The organism is Pseudomonas sp. HLS-6, assembly GCF_002753995.1.
Taxonomy (GTDB): Bacteria; Pseudomonadota; Gammaproteobacteria; order Pseudomonadales; family Pseudomonadaceae; genus Aquipseudomonas; species Aquipseudomonas defluvii.
Window position 1 is genome coordinate 4,998,591 of record NZ_CP024478.1, and the last position, 18,961, is coordinate 5,017,551.

Below are 18,961 nucleotides of genomic sequence, written 5' to 3' on the forward strand. Positions count from 1 at the left end.
CTAGCCTAGCAGCAGGCTTACTGGATCGCCTCATAGGTCAGGTCCAGACATTTACGTGCCTTTTCCACCAGCTCATCGATCTCTTCACGCGTGATCACCAACGGCGGCGCAATGATCATGGTGTCGCCTACAGCGCGCATGATCAGCCCGTTGTCGAAGCAGAACTGCCGGCAGATCATGCCCACGCCTTTGCCTTCATAGCGCGCACGGGTCGTTTTGTCCTTGACCAGTTCGATCGCACCCAGCATCCCCAAGCCACGAACTTCGCCCACCAGCGGGTGATCGTTTAGCTCGCGTAGACGCTTCTGCAAATACGGTGCCGTTTCCTCATGAACATGCGTGATGACCTTCTCGTCACGCAGGATGCGCAGGTTTTCCAGGCCTACTGCAGCCGCCACCGGGTGGCCTGAGTAGGTGAAGCCGTGGTTGAAGTCACCGCCTTCAGTGACCACGCGGGCAACTTCGTCACGCACGATAACGCCGCCCATGGGGATGTAACCGGAGGTCAGGCCCTTGGCGATGGTCATCAGATCGGGTTTGAGGTCGTAATAATCGGAACCGAACCACTCACCGGTGCGACCAAAGCCACAGATCACTTCGTCGGCAACGAAAAGAATCTCGTACTTGGCGAGGATTTCCTTGACCTTGGGCCAGTAGGTTTCTGGCGGAATGATCACACCACCGGCCCCTTGAATCGGCTCGGCAATGAAGGCCGCAACGTTGTCCTCACCCACTTCGAGAATCTTTTTCTCCAACTGCTCGGCCGCCCAGACGCCAAACTCGTCCGGGGTCATGTCGCCGCCCTCACCGAACCAGTAAGGTTGCGGAATGTGCACGATGCCCGGAATCGGCAGGTCGCCCTGTTCGTGCATGAAGGCCATGCCACCCAGGCTGGCGCCCGCGACAGTCGAACCGTGGTAGCCGTTTACGCGGCCGATGATCACCTTCTTCTGCGGCTTGCCTTTGAGCGCCCAGTAATGGCGCACCATACGCAGTACGGTGTCGTTACCCTCGGAGCCGGAACCGGTGAAGAACACATGGCTCATACCCTTCGGAGCAACCGCGGAAATGGCTTTGGCCAACTCCAGTGCCGGTGGGTGAGCAGTCTGGAAGAACAGGTTGTAGTAAGGCAGCTCACGCATCTGGTCGCTGGCCGCTTTCACCAGCTCTTCACGACCGTAGCCAACCGCCACACACCAAAGCCCGGCCATGCCATCGAGGATCTTGTTGCCCTCGCTGTCCCACAAGTACACACCCTTGGCCTTGGTAATAATGCGCGGGCCTTTCTCCTTCAGCTGTTTATAGTCGCTGAAAGGGGCCAAGTGGTGCTCGCCGCTCAAGGCTTGCCATTCACGGGTTTGCGGGTTCTTGACGCTCATGTGCTTCTCCAATTGCTGGCGGCCGCGCTCCTGCGGCCCCGGGTTGATCAGACCGCGAACAGCAGGAACTCTCGTTCCCAAGAGCTGATTACGCGTTTGAAGTTTTCATGCTCGGCGCGCTTGGTCGCCACGTAGCCTGTGATGAATTTCTTGCCCAGGTACTTCTCCAGGGCCTTACAGTTTTCCATCCGCTCCAACGCATCCTCGATGGTCAAAGGCAGGCGCAGGTTGCGTCGCTCATAGCCGCGCCCCTGCACCGGCGCACTGGCGTTGATGCGTTCCACCATGCCGATGTAGCCACACAGCAGGCTGGCAGCGATTGCCAGGTACGGGTTGGCGTCGGCGCCCGGCAGACGGTTCTCGACGCGGCGATGCTGCGGGCTGGCATCTGGAACCCGCAAACCGACAGTACGGTTTTCCTCGCCCCATTCGACGTTCACCGGTGCCGAGGTATCAGGCAGGAAACGCCGGAACGAGTTGACGTTGGGCGCGAACAGCGGCAACAGCTCGGGAATGAACTTCTGCAGACCGCCGATGTGGTAGAGGAACAGGTCGCTCATGCTGCCGTCGTCATTGGAGAAGATGTTCTTCCCGGTCTGCACGTCCACCACACTCTGGTGCAGGTGCATCGCGCTGCCTGGCTCGCCCGTCATCGGCTTGGCCATGAACGTTGCGGCGACGTTATGCTTGAGCGCAGCTTCACGCATGGTGCGTTTGAACACCAGGATCTGGTCGGCCAGGGACAGCGCGTCACCATGACGGAAGTTGATCTCCATCTGTGCCGTGCCGTCCTCGTGGATCAGCGTATCGAGGTCCAGGTTCTGCAGTTCGCACCAGTCGTAGACGTCCTCGAACAGCGGGTCGAATTCGTTGGCTGCTTCGATGGAAAACGACTGGCGACCGGTTTCCGGGCGACCGGAGCGACCGACCGGTGGCTGCAACGGGAAGTCCGGGTCTTCGCAACGCTTGGTCAGGTAGAACTCCATCTCTGGCGCGACGATCGGCTGCCAACCTTTGTCGGCATACAGCTTGAGCACTTTCTTCAGGACGTTACGCGGTGACAGTTCGACCGGGCTGCCAAACTTGTCATAGGTGTCGTGAATCACCTGTGCAGTAGGCTCGATGGCCCACGGGACAAGAAACACCGCGTTCTCGTCGGGGCGGCAGATCATGTCGATGTCGGCAGGGTCGAGCAGTTCGTAATAGATGTCGTCATCGACGTAATCGCCAGTGACCGTCTGCAGCAGGACACTCTCGGGCAAGCGCATGCCTTTCTCGGCAATGAACTTGTTGGTAGGCGAGATCTTGCCGCGGGTAATCCCGGTGAGATCGCTGATCAAACACTCGACTTCAGTGATCTTGTGCTCTTTCAACCAATCGGTGAGCTGATCGAGATTGGTACTCATAAACACCTCTGAAGGTAACCTGCTTCTATTAAGGTGGCGTCAGGCGCGATGCGATGAATTGGCATCACGCTGACTGGCCCGCTTTCGGCAGGCATCGCCAAACGCCTGGAAAATGGCCAGATAGTCCGGATTGGACATCACGTGCCATTCGGGGTGCCATTGCACCCCCAAAGCAAAAGCCGTGCTACCTTCAATTGATACAGCTTCAATCAAACCGTCTGGGGCCACTGCCTCGATACGCAGGCCCGGTGCCAAACGCGCGATGCCCTGACCATGGATAGAGTTGACCTGAATTTCGGATGCCAGGCCCAGACCGGCCAGCACGCCGCCAGGTTGAACCCACAGGGTATGGCTTGGGGCATACTGGACTTCGACCGGTTCGTTTGAAGGCTCACGGTGATCCATGAAGGTTCCGGTTTCATGAACCTTCTGGTGCAGGCTGCCACCGAACGCCACATTCAGTTCCTGGAAGCCACGGCAGATGCCCAGTACGGGTACGCCAGCAGCAACCGCAGCACGCAACAACGGCAGCGTGGTGTGATCACGCTGAGGATCGTGAGGGGTGCCCGGGCCATCGGCCGGCCCTTGGTAGTGATGAGGTTCTATATTTGAGGGGGAGCCGGTAAAAAGCAGCCCGTCCAGGCCGTCAATTATTTCAGCCGGGTCGAGCAGTTCCGCCAGCGACGGCAGAATCAATGGCAAGCCTTTGGCTGCCAGCGCAACTGCGCGCACGTACTTGTCGCCACTGATGTGGAAAGCATGCAGACCGATCTGCTTGGTGCAGGCGGTCACGCCGATTATCGGCATGCGAGACATGTAACCCCCGGTATTATTGCTGTTATGGGTTACGTTCGAGCTTAGCCTTGTTCATTTTTTTACACAACACCCCCGTAAAAAATAGAACACGGCCTGCTCAGCATCACCCATGTTTACCCGATGGACGGGCTATCGGCGCCCTCAATTGCAGCAAAAGTGCCGCTGAGGCGCCGTTTTAGGGCATCATTGGGTCAGCTTGACTTAAGGGTGGCTTTCGGATTGACTGGAGCTGCAAGCCCCCATTGATTGATATATTTAACAACAAAGGTGTTGCATCATGTCGGTACCCCCGCGTGCCGTTCAGCTTAACGAAGCGAACGCGTTCCTTAAGGAACATCCTGAGGTTCTGTACGTTGACCTTCTGATTGCGGATATGAATGGTGTGGTGCGTGGCAAACGCATCGAACGCACCAGCCTCCACAAGGTTTACGAGAAAGGCATCAACCTGCCGGCCTCACTCTTTGCCCTGGACATCAACGGCTCGACGGTGGAAAGCACCGGCCTGGGCCTGGATATCGGCGACGCCGACCGGATTTGCTATCCGATCCCGGGCTCTCTCTCCAACGAACCCTGGCAAAAGCGCCCTACCGCGCAGCTGCTGATGACCATGCACGAGCTGGAAGGTGAGCCGTTCTTCGCCGACCCTCGGGAAGTCCTGCGTCAGGTCGTGACCAAATTCGATGAACTGGGCCTGACCATCTGCGCCGCCTTCGAGCTTGAGTTCTACCTGATCGACCAGGAGAACGTGAACGGCCGTCCACAACCGCCGCGCTCGCCAATCTCCGGCAAGCGTCCGATTTCGACTCAGGTTTACCTGATCGACGACCTCGACGAGTATGTCGACTGCCTTCAGGACATCCTCGAAGGGGCCAAGGAACAGGGCATCCCTGCCGACGCCATCGTCAAGGAAAGCGCCCCGGCACAGTTCGAAGTGAACCTGCACCACGTCCCAGACCCGCTCAAGGCCTGTGACTATGCGGTACTGCTCAAGCGACTGATCAAGAACATCGCCTACGACCATGAGATGGACACCACCTTCATGGCCAAGCCTTACCCAGGCCAGGCGGGTAACGGTCTGCACGTCCATATTTCCGTACTGGATAAAGATGGTAAAAACATCTTCGCCAGTGAGGATCCCGAGCAGAACGCCGCACTGCGTCACGCGATCGGCGGTGTGCTCGAGACCCTACCCGCGTCGATGGCGTTCCTCTGCCCGAACGTCAACTCGTACCGCCGTTTCGGTGCACAGTTCTACGTACCGAACTCGCCGAGCTGGGGCCTGGACAACCGTACCGTGGCGCTGCGCGTACCAACCGGCAGCTCCGACGCGGTGCGCCTCGAACACCGCGTTGCCGGTGCCGATGCCAACCCGTACCTGCTGATGGCGGCCGTCCTGGCGGGTGTACACCATGGCCTGACCAACAAGGTCGAGCCCGGTGCGCCGGTGGAAGGCAACTCCTACGAGCAGAACGAGCAGAGCCTGCCGAACAACCTGCGCGATGCCCTGCGCGAGCTGGACGACAGCGAGATCATGGCCAAGTACATCGATCCGAAGTACATCGACATCTTTGTCGCGTGCAAGGAAAGTGAGCTGGAAGAGTTCGAGCACTCGATCTCCGACCTTGAGTACAACTGGTACCTGCACACCGTGTAAACGGTGTGCGCTGCACTGAAAAACGCCGTCGGCCCGCTGGGTCGACGGCGTTTTTTTATGCGCCCGCTGTCTCGTTATCGCCGGCTCTACCGGCGATAGCCTCAGAGGGCTTTCTCGAAGATCTTCGAATTACGCTGGAAGTTGTACAGTGACGCCCGCGCCGCTGGCAGGCGTTCGACGCCACTTGGGGAGAACCCACGCTCACGGAACCAGTGCGCAGTACGGGTCGTCAATACGAACAGGGTCTTCAGGCCCATTGCCCGCGCGCGCGTCTCGATGCGCTCGAGCAGTTCATCACCGCGCCCCCCATGGCGGTACTCGGGGTTGACCGCCAGGCACGCCAGTTCACCCGCATCGGAATCGGCAATTGGGTAAAGCGCAGCACAGGCGATGATCATGCCCTCGCGTTCAACCACACTGAATTGCTCGATCTCACGCTCCAGCACCTCACGCGAACGACGCACCAGAATCCCCTGCTCCTCCAGCGGGCTGATCAGCTCCAGCAAGCCACCGACATCCTCGATGGCCGCCTCGCGGACCTTCTCGAACTGCTCCTGGGCAACCAGCGTACCGCCACCGTCACGGGTGAACAGCTCCGTCAGCAAGGCACCGTCTTCGGCATAACTGACGATATGGCTGCGCGCTACGCCACCACGGCATGCCTCGGCAGCCGCATCCAGCAACTCGCCCTGATAATCGCTGCCCAGCCGTTGCAGATGCGCCGGTACCTGCTGCGGGCGAAGCTCACGCACCAGGTTGCCATTCTCGTCGATCAAGCCACGCTCGGCACCGAACAACAGCAGCTTATCGGCACCCAGGTCTATGGCGGCGCGAGTCGCCACGTCTTCGCAGGCCAGATTGAAAATTTCGCCGGTGGGCGAGTAACCCAGTGGTGAAAGCAACACGATCGAACGTTCGTCGAGCAGCCGGTTGATACCTTTGCGGTCAACCCGGCGCACTTCGCCAGTGTGGTGATAGTCGATGCCTTCAACTACTCCAATCGGCCTTGCAGTCACCAGGTTGCCGGCCGCCACCCGCAGGCGCGAGCCCTGCATCGGCGAGGCTGCCATGTCCATCGACAGCCGCGCTTCGATGGCAATCCGCAGGTGGCCGACGGCATCAATCACGCATTCCAGGGTCGCGGCATCGGTGATGCGCATGCCACGGTGGTAATGCGGCGTGAGGCCGCGTGCCGCCAGGCGGCTCTCGATCTGTGGGCGCGAGCCATGCACCAGTACCAGGCGCACACCCAGGCTGTGCAGTAGCACCAGGTCGTGGACAATGTTGCCAAAATTAGGGTGTTCAACCCCGTCGCCAGGGAGCATGACAACAAACGTGCAGTCCCGGTGGGCGTTGATGTAAGGCGAAGCGTGACGCAGCCAGTTGACGTAATCGTGCATAACCAGAGCCTGTAAAAAATTGAACAAAGGCGGAACAACACACAGCGCTCGAAGGGTTATCGTCGGAACAGGCTTGGCGTCACGCGTACTCTCCTTGAAAAAATACAGTCGAACTCAGCGGGCAATAGCCGGGCTGAGGCAATAATGTTCGATCAACTCACGCAATAGACGCACGGTAGGCTGCAAGCGTGACATTTCGAGGTACTCACCCGGCTGATGCGCACAGGCGATGTCGCCTGGGCCAAGCACCAGGGTCTCGCACCCCAGGCGCTGAAGATAAGGCGCTTCGGTGCCAAAGGCTACTGCTTCAGCACTATGCCCGGTAAGACGTTCGGCCAGACGCACCAGTTCGGCGTCAGCCGCCTGCTCAAACGGCGGCACCTCGGGAAACAATGGCGCATAGTCGATACGCACCTGATGACGCTCGGCCAATGGCTGAAGCTTGCCACGAATGGCGGCACGCAACGCTTCCGGGTCCATGCCGGGCAACGGCCGCAGGTCGAACTCCAGAGCACATTGGCCACAGATGCGATTGGGGTTGTCGCCACCATGAATGCAACCAAAGTTCAGGGTCGGCTGGGGGACGCTGAACTGCGCATTGTTGAACTCGCGCTGCCATTGCCGACGCAGCACCATCAATTCGCCCATCGCCTCATGCATCGCCTCCAGAGCACTATGGCCCAGGCGCGGATCCGACGAATGGCCACTGCGCCCGAGAATATCAATGCGCTCCATCATCACGCCTTTGTGCAGGCGGATCGGCCGCAGCCCGGTGGGCTCACCGATCACCGCCGCGCGCCCCAATGGCCGCCCCGCCGCCGCCAACGCCCGGGCCCCCGCCATCGAGCTTTCCTCGTCGCAGGTCGCGAGAATCAGCAGGGGTTGCTTGAACGGTTGATCGAGCAGGGTGCGCACCGCTTCGATGATCAATGCAAAGAAGCCTTTCATGTCACAGCTACCCAGGCCCACCCAGCGCCCGTCCACCTCGGTCAGCTTCAGCGGGTCGGTCTGCCACAGTTGCGGGTCGAACGGCACGGTGTCGCTGTGCCCGGCCAGCACCAACCCGCCCGGGCCGCTGCCATAGCTGGCCAGCAGGTTGAATTTGCCGGGGTTCACCTGCTGGATCTCGCAGGCGAAACCGAGGTCGCCCAGCCAACCGGCGAGCAAGTCGATCACCGCACGGTTGGATTGATCCAGCGCGGCTTGAGTACAACTGACCGAGGGTGCGGCAATCAGCGCGGCAAACTGGTCTTTGAGCGGCGGCAACGGCATGCGGATTCTCCTCGGGTCGGACCTCATCATAGGGCCATCGGGCATCTGGAATAAACCGTCTGCGGCCGACTCCTGTACACTGCACGGCCAAGACGCCCCCTGTCATCCGACGCCGGATTGCCCAGCAATGCATAAAGAAACCGAAATCAAACTGCGGGTCAGCCGCGACACCCTCGCGGCCCTGCGCGAACACCCATTGCTGAAGAAGCGCAACAAGTCCGGCTGGCAGCAGCGCGAGCTGCTCAACCAGTACTTCGACACGCCTGAGCGCGACCTGGCTGCGGCCAAGGTCGCCCTGCGTTTGCGCCGCGATGGCGAGGTCATCATCCAGACCCTCAAGACCCGTGGTCAAAGCGTTGCCGGCCTGTCCGAGCGCCATGAATACGAATGGCACCTGGAAAAAACCAAGCTGGACCTGAAGAAACTCGACGCACAGTGCTGGCCAGAACAACTGGCCGAGGTCGACAAGAAAACCATCAAGCCGCTGTTCAGCACCGACTTCACCCGCGAATACGCGGAAATTGCCTGGGGCCGCGGCAAGGCCAAGGTCGTGATCGAAGCGGCCCTGGACCTGGGCAAAGTCATCGTCGGCAAGCAGCACGAAGAGATCTGCGAACTGGAGCTGGAACTGCGTGAAGGCCCCGCCGAAGCCCTGCTGGAGCTGGCCGCCGAACTCGCCGCCAGCCTGCCGATGATGCCCTGTGATATCAGCAAGGCCGAGCGTGGCTACCGCCTGCTCGACCCGGCCAGCTATGACCTGAGCCTGCCTGCGGCGGAACTGAACGCCGAAATGACCCTGGACGACGCCTTCGCCGCACTGGGCTGGCAGTTGCTGGGCAGCAGCCAGCGACTGGCCGAGCAGTACCGCTTCAATGGCCACTGGCGCCTGCTGCAGGACTGGGTCGAGAACCTGACCGAGCTGCGCGCCCTGGCCAGCAGCCTGGGCCAGGCTGCGCCGCGCGCCAGCACCCGTGAGCTGCGCAACAGCCTCGACGCCCTGCTGGAAGACTGGAAGCCGCTGGTACAGGCCGGCCTGGAAGACGAAGACGTCCGCCGTGCCGCCCCGGAACAGTTCGCTGAAGAGCTGCTGGAAACCCGCTGGGGCCAGTTCTCCCTGGACACCTCGCGCTGGCTGCTGGCCCGTGCCTGGACAGTCGAGCGCAACAACCGTGGCAATCGCCAGGGCGCTGCGCAACTGGGTAACTGGCTGACCCACCTGCTGGCCGAGGAAGCCCAGGCCCTGCAACTGCCGCGCTACCAGCAGCAGCCTGAAGACCTGGCCGAGCAACTGCCGCGCATCGAACGCCTGTTGGCCTGGCTGCATCACGCCCGCAACGTGCTTGAGGTACCGGAAGTCGACCGCCTGTACGGCGAGCTGAACAAGCTGCAACACCTGGCCCATCAGCCCATCAACGACGAAGCTCTGGACGCCCGGGTACAACAGGCCATTGCCGTGTTCCAAAGCCGTGCCTGGAAATACCTGCTGCGCAAGTAAGCCTCAGAGCACCGGCAGACTCGTCGTGGACTTGATTTCAGACAAGGCCACGATCGAGTTGACCTCCTGGATCCCCGGCACCATCGACAGCTTTTCGAAGAAGAACCGTTCGTAGGCTTCGATGTCCGGGGTGACAATGCGCAAGAGAAAATCCACAGCCCCCATCAGCACGTAACATTCCAGAACTTCAGGGAAGCCGCGAATCTGCTCGGTGAACTCGGTGAAGTTTGAACGCCCGTGGGCGTTGAGTTTGACCTCGGCAAAGATCTGAGTGTTCAGGCCGATTTTCTTGCGGTCGAGCAAGGTCACCTGCCCGCGAATGATCCCTTCCTCCTTCATACGCTGTATACGCCGCCAGCAGGGCGACTGTGACAACCCCACACGCTCGGCAATCTGCGCGCTGGACAGCGAAGCATCCTCCTGCAGCAGGGCCAGGATGCGTCGGTCATAGGCATCTAACTCGCTCTGCATAATTTTTTCTCCATACGACTTATTCAAGAATTAATCAATTCAATTGATGGTAATAACTGCGGATCATAGAGAAAAAATACCCCGCGCATCATGCAAAAATCTTCTCATCAACTTCGGAGAATTCCATGAGCGCACTCGAACGGCTGGACCACCCTGTCACTGCGCTGCGCACCGATGCGTGGGCCACCAATGCAGCGCACGCACACGTTCAGTACCGATTGCAGGCTGAAGCCGAGCCGGACAGCCTGTGCCGTATTCTCAATCTGTTCGCATTACAGTTCCTCGTGCCTCAACAGCTACAGATGAAACAAGAAGATGAGCTGATGCACATTGAGGTACAGATCGGCGGTCTGAGCTGGCATCGCGCCGAGCTCATTGCGCAAAAAATGCGCAACCTGATCAGTGTTGTCGAGGTACACCTTGAGCCCTGCCTGCCACCGGTCAGGGCCTTCGAATCACGACCCGCACGCTGAGCCACGACATACCCGGAAAACCTTGCGCCCGACCGTCGAGAACGGCAGCAACTAGCCTTGGCAGGCCATAACCGACCTGCAAGGAAGCCCCATGCCCGCGCTCGCAGAGGATCGCCCACTCGACCTTGTCACCCTGCTGGATGCACTGGTTGCACAACACGTGATCCACGCCGAAGACGCCCAACGTGTTGTGCCAACCGCCGACGACCCGGACCATCCGCTGGAGGTCATCGCCCGCCGCAGGCTGCCCGACGCGCGCCAGCCTGGCCAGGTGCTGGAGCTGGAAGGGCTGTGCCAATGGCTGGCCGCCGATGCTGGCCAACCCTACCTGTGCATCGACCCGATGCGCATTGATGCAGCCCACGTCACCGCCCTGATGTCTGCCGCGTTTGCCCAGCGCCACGGCATACTTGCAGTCGAGGTGGATGCCGACAGCGTGACGGTGGCCAGTGCGCAACCGTTTGTACGCGGCTGGGAGAGCGACCTGGCCCACGTCCTCAAACGGCAGATCAAGCGGGTAATCGCCAGCCCTGAACGCATTCGCAACCTGAGCCGGGAGTTTTTCAATGTCGCCCGTTCGGTCAACAGCGCCTGCCAACTGGAAATCGCCCGGCCCGCTGCCAGCATCGAGCACCTGCTCGACCTTGGCACCGCACACCAGGAAGCGGACGCCAACGACACGCACATTGTGAGCATCGTCGATTGGCTGCTGCAGTACGCCTTCGAGCAGCGCGCCAGCGATATCCATATCGAACCTCGCCGCGAGCAGGGTGGCGTACGCTTTCGTATCGACGGCGTGCTGCATGAGGCCTACCGGTTCCCACCGTGGGTGACGCTGGCGGCGGTAAGCCGGCTGAAAAGCCTGGGACGGATGAATGTCGCAGAAAAACGCCGCCCACAGGACGGTCGGCTGAAGACTCGCACACCCGCCGGCAGCGAGGTGGAAATACGCCTGTCCACCTTGCCGACCACCTTCGGTGAAAAGCTGGTGCTACGGATTTTCGACCCTGAGCTGCTGCAACGGGATTTCCAGCAGTTGGGCCTGGTCGGCGATGAGCTGGCATGCTGGCAACGCATGCTGAGACACAACCACGGGATCGTCCTGGTCACCGGGCCGACCGGCTCCGGCAAGACCAGCACCTTGTATGCCAGCCTCAAGCAACTGGCAACGCCTGAGGTCAACCTCTGCACCCTCGAAGACCCGATCGAAATGGTCGAACCCGCGTTCAATCAGATGCAGGTCGACCCGGCCATCGACCTGTGTTTCGCCAATGGTGTACGCGCACTGCTGCGCCAGGACCCGGACATCATCATGATCGGGGAGATACGCGACCTGGAGACTGCACAGATGGCCATCCAGGCGGCGCTGACCGGTCACTTGGTGCTGTCCACCCTGCACACCAACGATGCCTGCACTGCCATTGGCCGTTTGCTGGAGCTGGGCATCCCGCACTACCTGATCCGTGCAACGTTGATCGGGGTAATGGCCCAACGTCTGATCCGCACCCTCTGCCCGGCCTGCAAAGTGCCCGCAACCCTGTCCGACCAGGATTGGCACACCCTGGTCCAGCCCCAGCAGTGGCCGTTACCCACTGAGGCGAAGCAGGCCGCGGGCTGCCCAGCCTGCCGACACACCGGCTACCGAGGGCGTACTGGCATCCATGAACTGCTGCCCTTGAGCGAGTCGCTCAAGCCATTGATCTGTGCCGACGGCGACGCTCAGGCGTTACGTCACCAGGCGCTCGCCGAAGGGATGCGAAGCCTGCGCTTGAACGGCGCGCAAAAGGTCGCCGCGGGCCTTACCAGCGTGGCGGAAATTATCAGGGTCGCACCATGATCAACGTACGTTCATCGGCCCGTTGAGGGCCAGGGAACTTGCCGAGGGGTGACAAGATCAAACCCGCTAGATCACCCCCCAATGTTGGAGTCACCCACCATGCGCTTCAAGCGTGCTGTAGCAACACTTGCATTACTGTCCCTGCCCTTCGGCGCTGCCATGGCCGACACCTTCTGGCGCGACGTTATTTCCTCGGGTGCAACCACCGCCTCTACCTACCTGACGTTCAGGGATCACAAGTTGATCGTTGCGGCTCAAGACGACGCGGGCAGCTTCGTCGCAAGCGAAGGCAGCATTCGCGGACCGTACCTTGAAGCGGCCATCCAGAAAGTGCGCGCCGACAACCCAGGGCTGAAAGCCAGCGACATGGAGCTGGCCAACGCCATCCTGGCGAAAAACGCCGGCGCCAACGAATAAGCCGCACAGAAACCTCGCGGGCAAGCCTCCCACAAACCCTGTAGGAACGGGCTTGCCCGCGATCAAGGCGCCGCGACCAGCCCTTCAGCGGTAGTCCTCTACCGGTACACACGCGCAGAACAGGTTGCGGTCGCCATACACGTTGTCGACCCGGTTCACCGCAGGCCAGTACTTGTGCAGCCGGGCATGCGTGCTGGGCGTCACTGCCTGCGCAATGCTGTATGGCCGCTCCCATACACCGATAACGTCTGCCAGAGTATGCGGCGCGCCTTTAAGTGGGTTGTCTTCTGCTGGCCAGTTACCGTTCTGCACTTCGGCAATTTCTGCGCGGATACTCAGCATCGCTTCGATAAACCGGTCCAGTTCCGCCTTTGACTCACTCTCCGTAGGCTCGACCATCAGCGTGCCAGGCACCGGAAAGGACATGGTCGGGGCATGGAATCCGTAATCCATCAGGCGCTTGGCGACATCCTCCTCGGTAATGCCGGTCAGGGCCTTCAACGGCCGCAAATCGAGAATACACTCATGCGCCACCCGCGCATTGCGACCGCGGTAGAGCACCGGAAACGCGCCGCCCAATTGCTGCGCCAGGTAGTTGGCACACAGGATCGCCACCTCACTGGCGTCCGCCAATTGCGGCCCCATCATTGCGATGTACATCCAGCTGATCGGCAGGATACTCGCGCTGCCCCAGGGCGCGGCGCTGATTGCCGTGTTCTTCGGGTCAGGCCCCGGCACCGGCACCACCGGGTGGCTGGCGACAAAGGGCGCCAAGTGGGCCCGAACACCAATCGGCCCCATACCCGGGCCACCGCCACCATGGGGAATGCAGAAAGTCTTGTGCAGGTTCATGTGCGACACATCTGCACCGATATCGGCCGGCCGGGTCAGGCCGACCTGAGCATTGAGATTGGCCCCGTCCATGTACACCTGACCACCATGGCTGTGGATAACCTCGCAGATTTCGACAATCCCCTCTTCATACACACCGTGGGTCGAGGGGTAGGTCGCCATCAGGCAGGACAGGCGCTGACCTGCCGCCTTGGCTTTGGCCTTGAGGTCGGTCAGGTCGACGTTGCCGTCCTTGTCACAGTCAACGATGACCACCTGCATACCGGCCATTTGTGCAGACGCCGGGTTGGTCCCATGAGCTGAGGCGGGGATCAGGCAGATATCGCGCTGGCCCTGCTGGCGGCTGCGATGGTACTTGGCAATCGCCATCAACCCGGCATATTCACCTTGGGCTCCGGAGTTGGGCTGCATGCAGACTGCGTCGAAACCGGTGATCGCGCAGAGCCAATTCTCCAGTTCGTCGATCATGGCCTTGTAGCCCTGCACCTGCGCGGCGGGGGCGAACGGATGCAGCTGGGCAAAACCTGGCCAGGTAATGGGGATCATCTCGCTGCTGGCATTGAGCTTCATGGTGCAAGAGCCCAGTGGAATCATCGACTGGTTCAGCGCCAGATCCTTGTTCTCCAACTGCTTGAGGTAGCGCAGCATCTCGGTTTCGCTGTGGTGCAGATTGAATACCGGGTGCGTCAGGTAGGCCGAGCGGCGCACCAACGCTGCAGGTATCCCCTCAGGCAGGGCATGGGTATCGAGGGTTGCGATGTCCAGGCCGTGGTCGGCGCCCAGGAAGATATCGAACAGGCGCAGCACCGTGCCTTCGTTGCAGGTTTCATCGAGGCTGACACCCAATTGGCCGCGCCCCAGAATCCGCAGGTTGATCTGCGCCGCCTCGGCGCTCTGGATGATCGCAGTCTGGCTGCCGCCTACTTCCAGGGTCAGGGTATCGAAGAAATGCTCATTGAGCCGCTTGATACCCTTGCTCTCCAGCCCGGCCGCCAGGATGAAGGTCAATCGGTGTACCCGCTGAGCAATCCGTTTCAGGCCTTCCGGCCCATGGTAGACCGCATAAAATCCGGCGATATTGGCCAGCAGCACTTGCGCCGTGCAGATGTTCGAGTTGGCCTTCTCCCGACGAATATGCTGCTCACGGGTCTGCAGTGCCATGCGCAGCGCGAGGTTGCCACGGGCGTCCTTGGACACGCCGATGATCCGCCCCGGCATCGCCCGCTTGAACTCGTCACGACAAGCGAAATAAGCCGCATGCGGCCCGCCATAGCCCATCGGCACACCAAAGCGCTGGGTAGAACCCAGCACCACGTCGGCCCCCAGCTCGCCCGGTGGCGCCAACAGCACCAGGCTCAGCAGGTCGGCGGCGACACACGCCAGTGCCTGCTGCGTATGCAGCTGTTCGATAAACGGCCTCAGGTCGCGCACCTCGCCATGGGTGTCGGGGTACTGCAACAAGGCACCGAACACAGCGTATTTGGCGAGGTTATCCACAGCGTCGATGACCAGTTCAAAACCAAAACCGTCGGCGCGGGTCTGCAATACCGAGAGGGTTTGTGGATGGCAGTGCTCATCGGCAAAAAACACGTTGCTCTTCGACTTGGCAACGCGGCGGGCCAAGGCCATCGCTTCGGCGGCGGCCGTGGCTTCATCAAGGAGCGAGGCGTTCGCCAGGTCCAGCCCACTGAGGTCAATGATCATCTGCTGAAAGTTCAGCAAAGCTTCCAGTCGCCCTTGGGCAATTTCGGGCTGATACGGCGTATAGGCCGTGTACCAACCGGGATTTTCCAGGACGTTACGCAGGATCACCGTTGGCGTGAGGGTACCGTGGTAGCCCATGCCGATAAGGCTGGTCCAGATCTGGTTTTGCTCGGCGTAACCACGCAGCTTCGCCAGCGCGGCCTCTTCATCGAGGGCGGGCGGCAAGTCGAGGGCGCGGTTCAGGCGAATGCCGGGTGGGACGGTCTGTTCGATAAGCTCGACACGACTGCCCAGGCCAAGGGCTTCGAGCATGGCCTGCTGCTCGCTGGGGTCAGGCCCCAGGTGGCGACGCAGGAAAGGATTGGCGTCGTACAGTTGGCTCAGGGACGGCGACTGGGACATAGCGGCTCTCTCTTCCTAGACCAAACCTCGACCAGCCGAGGCATATTGAGTCTAGGAAGAGATTGCCGCTTGTGTCGGAAAACTATTCGCCGATGAGCGCTTTGTAGCCTGCCGCGTCGAGCAGCTTGTCCAGTTCAGCCGGATCGGCGGGCTTCAGCTTGAAGATCCAGGCGCCATACGGATCGCTGTTCAGCGACTCAGGGCTGTCGCTCAGATCCTCGTTGACCGCAATGACTTCGCCGCTGATCGGGGCGTAGATGTCCGAAGCGGCCTTGACCGACTCGACCACACCGGCGGTATCGCCAGCGGCAAACACCATGCCCACTTCTGTCAGCTCAACGAACACCACATCGCCCAAGGCTTCCTGTGCGTGGTCGCTGATGCCGACCGTGACACTACCGTCAGCCTCCAGACGGGCCCACTCATGGCTATCGGCAAAACGCAGTTCGGCAGGGATATCGCTCATATTGTTGTCCTCGATAAGGTCAGCGGTCGGCCCGCCAGAAAAAATTCAGATCAGAATCTTGCCATGCCGCACGAACGTTGGCTTGACCACTCGCACCGGGTACCAGCGACCACGGATCTCGACTTCAGCGCGATCGGCAGTCGCCATTGGCACCCGTGCCAGAGCAATCGATTTGCTCAGCGTAGGGGAGAAACTACCACTGGTGATCTCTCCTTCGCCAATTTCACTGATACGCACGACCTGGTGCGCCCGCAACACCCCGCGCTCCTCCAGCACCAGGCCCACCAGTTTAAGCTTCGGCCCGGCATCACGCTCGGCCTCAAGCGCGGCACGACCGATGAAGTCTCGCGTCGCCGGCTCCCAGGCAATGCTCCAAGCCAGGTTCGAGGTCAGCGGGGAATGCGCTTCGTCGATATCCTGGCCATAGAGGTTCATACCCGCCTCAAGACGCAAGGTATCGCGTGCGCCCAGTCCACTCGGGGCAATACCGGCACCGACCAGGTCGTTGAAGAACCCGGGCGCCTGAACTGCTGGCAGCATGATTTCCAAACCATCTTCGCCGGTATAACCGGTACGGGCGATAAACCAGTCACCGTCGACCAGGCCCTCGAACGGCTTGAGTTCGCGAATCAATGCCGCACGTGCGGCAGTCACCAGATCTGCGACCTTTTCGCGGGCATGAGGCCCTTGGACCGCCAGGATCGCCAAATCCGTGCGCTCCTGGATACTCACGTCAAAACCAACCCGGCACGCTTGCAGCCAGGCCAGGTCCTTGTCGCGAGTCGCAGCGTTGACCACCAGACGATAACCGTCATCACAGCGGTAGACGATCATGTCGTCGATCACCCCGCCTTGCTCATTGAGCAGGGTGCTGTACAGGGCTTTGCCTGTGGCACTCAGGCGCTCGATATCGTTGGCCAGCACATACTGCAGCCACGCCGCTGCCTGAGCGCCGCCGATATCAATCACGGTCATGTGAGATACATCGAAAACCCCGCAGTCGCGACGCACCTGATGGTGCTCCTCGACTTGCGAGCCGTAATGCAGGGGCATGTCCCAACCGCCAAAATCGACCATCTTGGCGCCAAGCGCCAAATGCAGGTCATAAAGAGGCGTACGCAGTCCCATGGGTTTCTCCTTCCGCGCGTGGCGAGGCTACGACCGGCGGCAGTGCAGCCACCGACGTAGCGAATGCCGCGCATTGTAGCTGCAAGGCTGGATGCTTACACCCTCAGTGCGCTTGGCCGGGGTGCCGAGCCGACCGTCGAATCAGCCCGATAACCGGCAACAGGCCGACCAACACCAGGGTTAGCGCAGGCAGCGAAGCACGTGCCCACTCGCCCTCACTGGTCATTTCAAAGACCCGCACCGCTAGCGTGTCCCAGCCAAAGGGCCGCAGTAGCAAGGTAGCAGGCATTTCCTTGAGTACGTCGACAAACACCAACAGCGCCGCGCTCAGCGCACCAGGCACCAATAACGGCAGGTAGACCTTGAAGAACAGGCGCGGCCCCGCAACCCCAAGGCTGCGCGAAGCTTCCGGCAGCGAAGGCCTAACCCGCGCAAGGCTGCTTTCCAAAGGCCCGTAGGCAACAGCCACGAATCGCACCAGGTACGCCAGTATCAATGCACTGAGGCTGCCCAGCAGTAACGGCTTGCCAGCGCCACCCAGCCAGCTGGACAGCGGGATGACCAGTTGCTTGTCCAGGTAACTGAACGCCAACATGATCGACACAGCCAGTACCGATCCCGGCAAGGCGTAACCAAGGTTAGCCAGGCTGACGCCAGCCCGGATACCGCGCGTGGGCGCCTGCCGTCGGGCAAATGCCAGCATCAGTGCCACGCAGACCGTGATCAACGCCGCCATGGCCCCCAGATAGAGGGTGTGCACAATCAGCCCGGCATAGCGCTCGTCGAGGTCGAAACGACCACGCTGCCAGAACCACACCAGCAGTTGCAGCACCGGGATTACGAACGCACAGGCAAAGACCAGCAGGCACCAACCGGTCGCTGCAAACGCCTTGACCCCGCGCAGGTGATACAAGGCCTTGCCCCGTGGCCGCTCACTGCCACTGCGGGTTGCACCACGTGCCCGGCGCTCGCCGTACAGCACCAGCATGACCGCCAGCAATAACAGACTGGCCAGTTGTGCCGCACTGGAAAGGCTGAAGAAGCCGTACCAGGTTTTATAGATGGCCGTGGTGAACGTATCGAAGTTGAACACCGAGACCGCACCGAAGTCCGCCAGGGTTTCCATGAGTGCCAATGCCACGCCCGCGCCAATTGCGGGGCGCGCCATGGGCAGGGCAACCCGCCAGAATGCCTGCAACGGCGAATGCCCCAGTACCCGCGCGGCCTCCATCAAACCCTTGCCTTGAGCAATGAACGCAGTGCGAGCCAGCAGGTAGACGTAGGGGTAGAACACCAGCACCAGCACCGTGATCACGCCACCGGTGGAGCGCACCCGAGGCAGACGCATCGGCCCGAACCACTCGCGCAGCAGGGTTTGCACCGGCCCGGAAAAATCCAGCAAGCCGACAAAGACGAACGCCAGTACATAGGCCGGGATGGCGAAGGGCAGCATCAAGGCCCAATCGAGCCAACGACGCCCGGGAAACTCACAAAGGCTGGTCAACCAGGCCAGGCTGACGCCCAACAGGGTGACACCAATGCCGACACCGGCGACCAGTGTGGCGGTATTGCCCAACAGGCGGGACATCTGGGTTTCGAGCAGGTGCGACCAGATCTGCCGGTCAATCGTCTCCCAGGACAGGAGCAGAACACTGATCGGCAACAGCACCAAGGTGACAACGGCGAAAACCAGGGGATACCAGCGGCGTTGGGCAGGGTGGGCCAAAGGGCGATGCTCTAGGTTTTAATGACTGTCGCCGGCAACACCTGCCCATCAGAGCTGGCCTTG

General features: G+C 60.9%; 15 protein-coding genes. 5 read left to right on the plus strand and 10 right to left on the minus strand.

The annotated features are described in order from the left end of the window. Nucleotides 1-17: 17 nt before the first annotated feature. The 3 genes from CS390_RS23580 to CS390_RS23590 are packed head-to-tail and all read right to left on the minus strand — an operon-like array spanning nt 18 to nt 3,601. Entirely contained in the window at nt 18-1,379 is a 1,362-nt protein-coding gene (locus tag CS390_RS23580) for an aspartate aminotransferase family protein (RefSeq protein WP_065760070.1), read from the minus strand. A gap of 47 nt (nt 1,380-1,426) precedes the next feature. After that, entirely contained in the window at nt 1,427-2,785 is a 1,359-nt protein-coding gene (locus CS390_RS23585; protein WP_065760069.1) for a glutamine synthetase family protein, read from the minus strand. Nucleotides 2,786-2,824: 39 nt separating this feature from the next. Then, nucleotides 2,825-3,601: a gamma-glutamyl-gamma-aminobutyrate hydrolase family protein gene (locus CS390_RS23590; RefSeq protein WP_099776255.1), complete on the minus strand. Its 777-nt coding sequence runs from the start codon at nt 3,599-3,601 to the stop codon at nt 2,825-2,827. 277 nt (nt 3,602-3,878) lie between these two features. On the opposite strand from CS390_RS23590, the gene CS390_RS23595 reads away from it, so the two are divergent. Next, nucleotides 3,879-5,255 carry a glutamine synthetase family protein gene (locus tag CS390_RS23595; RefSeq protein ID WP_065760067.1) on the plus strand — a complete coding sequence of 459 codons (1,377 nt, stop codon included), beginning with the start codon at nt 3,879-3,881 and terminating at the stop codon, nt 5,253-5,255. Nucleotides 5,256-5,356: 101 nt separating this feature from the next. Here the strand turns inward: CS390_RS23595 and argA are convergent, their stop codons facing one another. Beyond that, nucleotides 5,357-6,655, minus strand: a complete 1,299-nt coding sequence (gene argA / locus CS390_RS23600) for an amino-acid N-acetyltransferase (protein ID WP_065760066.1) — start codon at nt 6,653-6,655, stop codon at nt 5,357-5,359. Between the two features lie 114 nt (nt 6,656-6,769). Then, nucleotides 6,770-7,927, minus strand: a complete 1,158-nt coding sequence (argE, locus tag CS390_RS23605) for an acetylornithine deacetylase (RefSeq protein ID WP_099776256.1) — start codon at nt 7,925-7,927, stop codon at nt 6,770-6,772. A 127-nt stretch (nt 7,928-8,054) separates the two neighbouring features. On the opposite strand from argE, the gene CS390_RS23610 reads away from it, so the two are divergent. Continuing rightward, entirely contained in the window at nt 8,055-9,422 is a 1,368-nt protein-coding gene (locus CS390_RS23610) for an inorganic triphosphatase (protein ID WP_065760064.1), read from the plus strand. A gap of 3 nt (nt 9,423-9,425) precedes the next feature. Here CS390_RS23610 and CS390_RS23615 read toward each other — a convergent pair whose 3' ends face one another. After that, on the minus strand, nt 9,426-9,893 hold the full coding sequence (locus CS390_RS23615) for an Lrp/AsnC family transcriptional regulator (protein WP_065760063.1): 468 nt from the start codon (nt 9,891-9,893) through the stop codon (nt 9,426-9,428). A 125-nt stretch (nt 9,894-10,018) separates the two neighbouring features. Here CS390_RS23615 and CS390_RS23620 point away from each other — a divergent pair, with 125 nt between their 5' ends. The 3 genes from CS390_RS23620 (at nt 10,019) to CS390_RS23630 (ending at nt 12,620) form a co-directional block, all read left to right on the plus strand. Continuing rightward, entirely contained in the window at nt 10,019-10,366 is a 348-nt protein-coding gene (locus tag CS390_RS23620) for a hypothetical protein (protein ID WP_065760062.1), read from the plus strand. 91 nt (nt 10,367-10,457) lie between these two features. Next, on the plus strand, nt 10,458-12,203 hold the full coding sequence (locus tag CS390_RS23625) for a GspE/PulE family protein (protein ID WP_099776258.1): 1,746 nt from the start codon (nt 10,458-10,460) through the stop codon (nt 12,201-12,203). 99 nt (nt 12,204-12,302) lie between these two features. Next, nucleotides 12,303-12,620 carry a DUF2388 domain-containing protein gene (locus CS390_RS23630; protein ID WP_065760060.1) on the plus strand — a complete coding sequence of 106 codons (318 nt, stop codon included), beginning with the start codon at nt 12,303-12,305 and terminating at the stop codon, nt 12,618-12,620. Nucleotides 12,621-12,704: 84 nt separating this feature from the next. Here CS390_RS23630 and gcvP read toward each other — a convergent pair whose 3' ends face one another. The 4 genes from gcvP to CS390_RS23650 all read right to left on the minus strand — a co-directional run bounded on the left by gcvP (nt 12,705) and on the right by CS390_RS23650 (nt 18,898). Beyond that, nucleotides 12,705-15,578 (minus strand): aminomethyl-transferring glycine dehydrogenase, encoded by a 2,874-nt coding sequence (gene gcvP, locus CS390_RS23635; RefSeq protein ID WP_065760059.1) that lies wholly within the window; start codon nt 15,576-15,578, stop codon nt 12,705-12,707. A gap of 82 nt (nt 15,579-15,660) precedes the next feature. Beyond that, a complete protein-coding gene (gene gcvH, locus CS390_RS23640) occupies nt 15,661-16,044 on the minus strand; it encodes a glycine cleavage system protein GcvH (protein ID WP_099776260.1) in 384 nt (127 codons plus the stop codon). A gap of 45 nt (nt 16,045-16,089) precedes the next feature. Beyond that, nucleotides 16,090-17,172 (minus strand): glycine cleavage system aminomethyltransferase GcvT, encoded by a 1,083-nt coding sequence (gene gcvT / locus CS390_RS23645; protein ID WP_065760057.1) that lies wholly within the window; start codon nt 17,170-17,172, stop codon nt 16,090-16,092. 103 nt (nt 17,173-17,275) lie between these two features. Next, a complete protein-coding gene (locus CS390_RS23650) occupies nt 17,276-18,898 on the minus strand; it encodes an iron ABC transporter permease (protein WP_099776263.1) in 1,623 nt (540 codons plus the stop codon). Between the last annotated feature and the right edge of the window lie 63 nt (nt 18,899-18,961).

Excerpts from the sequence above, each read along its gene's own strand:
- CS390_RS23595 (WP_065760067.1), top strand. The coding sequence starts at position 3,879 with ATGTCGGTACCCCCGCGTGCCGTTCAGCTTAACGAAGCGAACGCGTTC.
- CS390_RS23615 (WP_065760063.1), bottom strand. The coding sequence starts at position 9,893 with ATGCAGAGCGAGTTAGATGCCTATGACCGACGCATCCTGGCCCTGCTG.
- CS390_RS23590 (WP_099776255.1), bottom strand. The coding sequence starts at position 3,601 with ATGTCTCGCATGCCGATAATCGGCGTGACCGCCTGCACCAAGCAGATC.
- CS390_RS23610 (WP_065760064.1), top strand. The coding sequence starts at position 8,055 with ATGCATAAAGAAACCGAAATCAAACTGCGGGTCAGCCGCGACACCCTC.
- CS390_RS23620 (WP_065760062.1), top strand. The coding sequence starts at position 10,019 with ATGAGCGCACTCGAACGGCTGGACCACCCTGTCACTGCGCTGCGCACC.
- gcvH (WP_099776260.1), bottom strand. The coding sequence starts at position 16,044 with ATGAGCGATATCCCTGCCGAACTGCGTTTTGCCGATAGCCATGAGTGG.
- gcvT (WP_065760057.1), bottom strand. The coding sequence starts at position 17,172 with ATGGGACTGCGTACGCCTCTTTATGACCTGCATTTGGCGCTTGGCGCC.
- argE (WP_099776256.1), bottom strand. The coding sequence starts at position 7,927 with ATGCCGTTGCCGCCGCTCAAAGACCAGTTTGCCGCGCTGATTGCCGCA.
- CS390_RS23625 (WP_099776258.1), top strand. The coding sequence starts at position 10,458 with ATGCCCGCGCTCGCAGAGGATCGCCCACTCGACCTTGTCACCCTGCTG.
- argA (WP_065760066.1), bottom strand. The coding sequence starts at position 6,655 with ATGCACGATTACGTCAACTGGCTGCGTCACGCTTCGCCTTACATCAAC.
- CS390_RS23580 (WP_065760070.1), bottom strand. The coding sequence starts at position 1,379 with ATGAGCGTCAAGAACCCGCAAACCCGTGAATGGCAAGCCTTGAGCGGC.
- CS390_RS23585 (WP_065760069.1), bottom strand. The coding sequence starts at position 2,785 with ATGAGTACCAATCTCGATCAGCTCACCGATTGGTTGAAAGAGCACAAG.
- CS390_RS23630 (WP_065760060.1), top strand. The coding sequence starts at position 12,303 with ATGCGCTTCAAGCGTGCTGTAGCAACACTTGCATTACTGTCCCTGCCC.
- gcvP (WP_065760059.1), bottom strand. The coding sequence starts at position 15,578 with ATGTCCCAGTCGCCGTCCCTGAGCCAACTGTACGACGCCAATCCTTTC.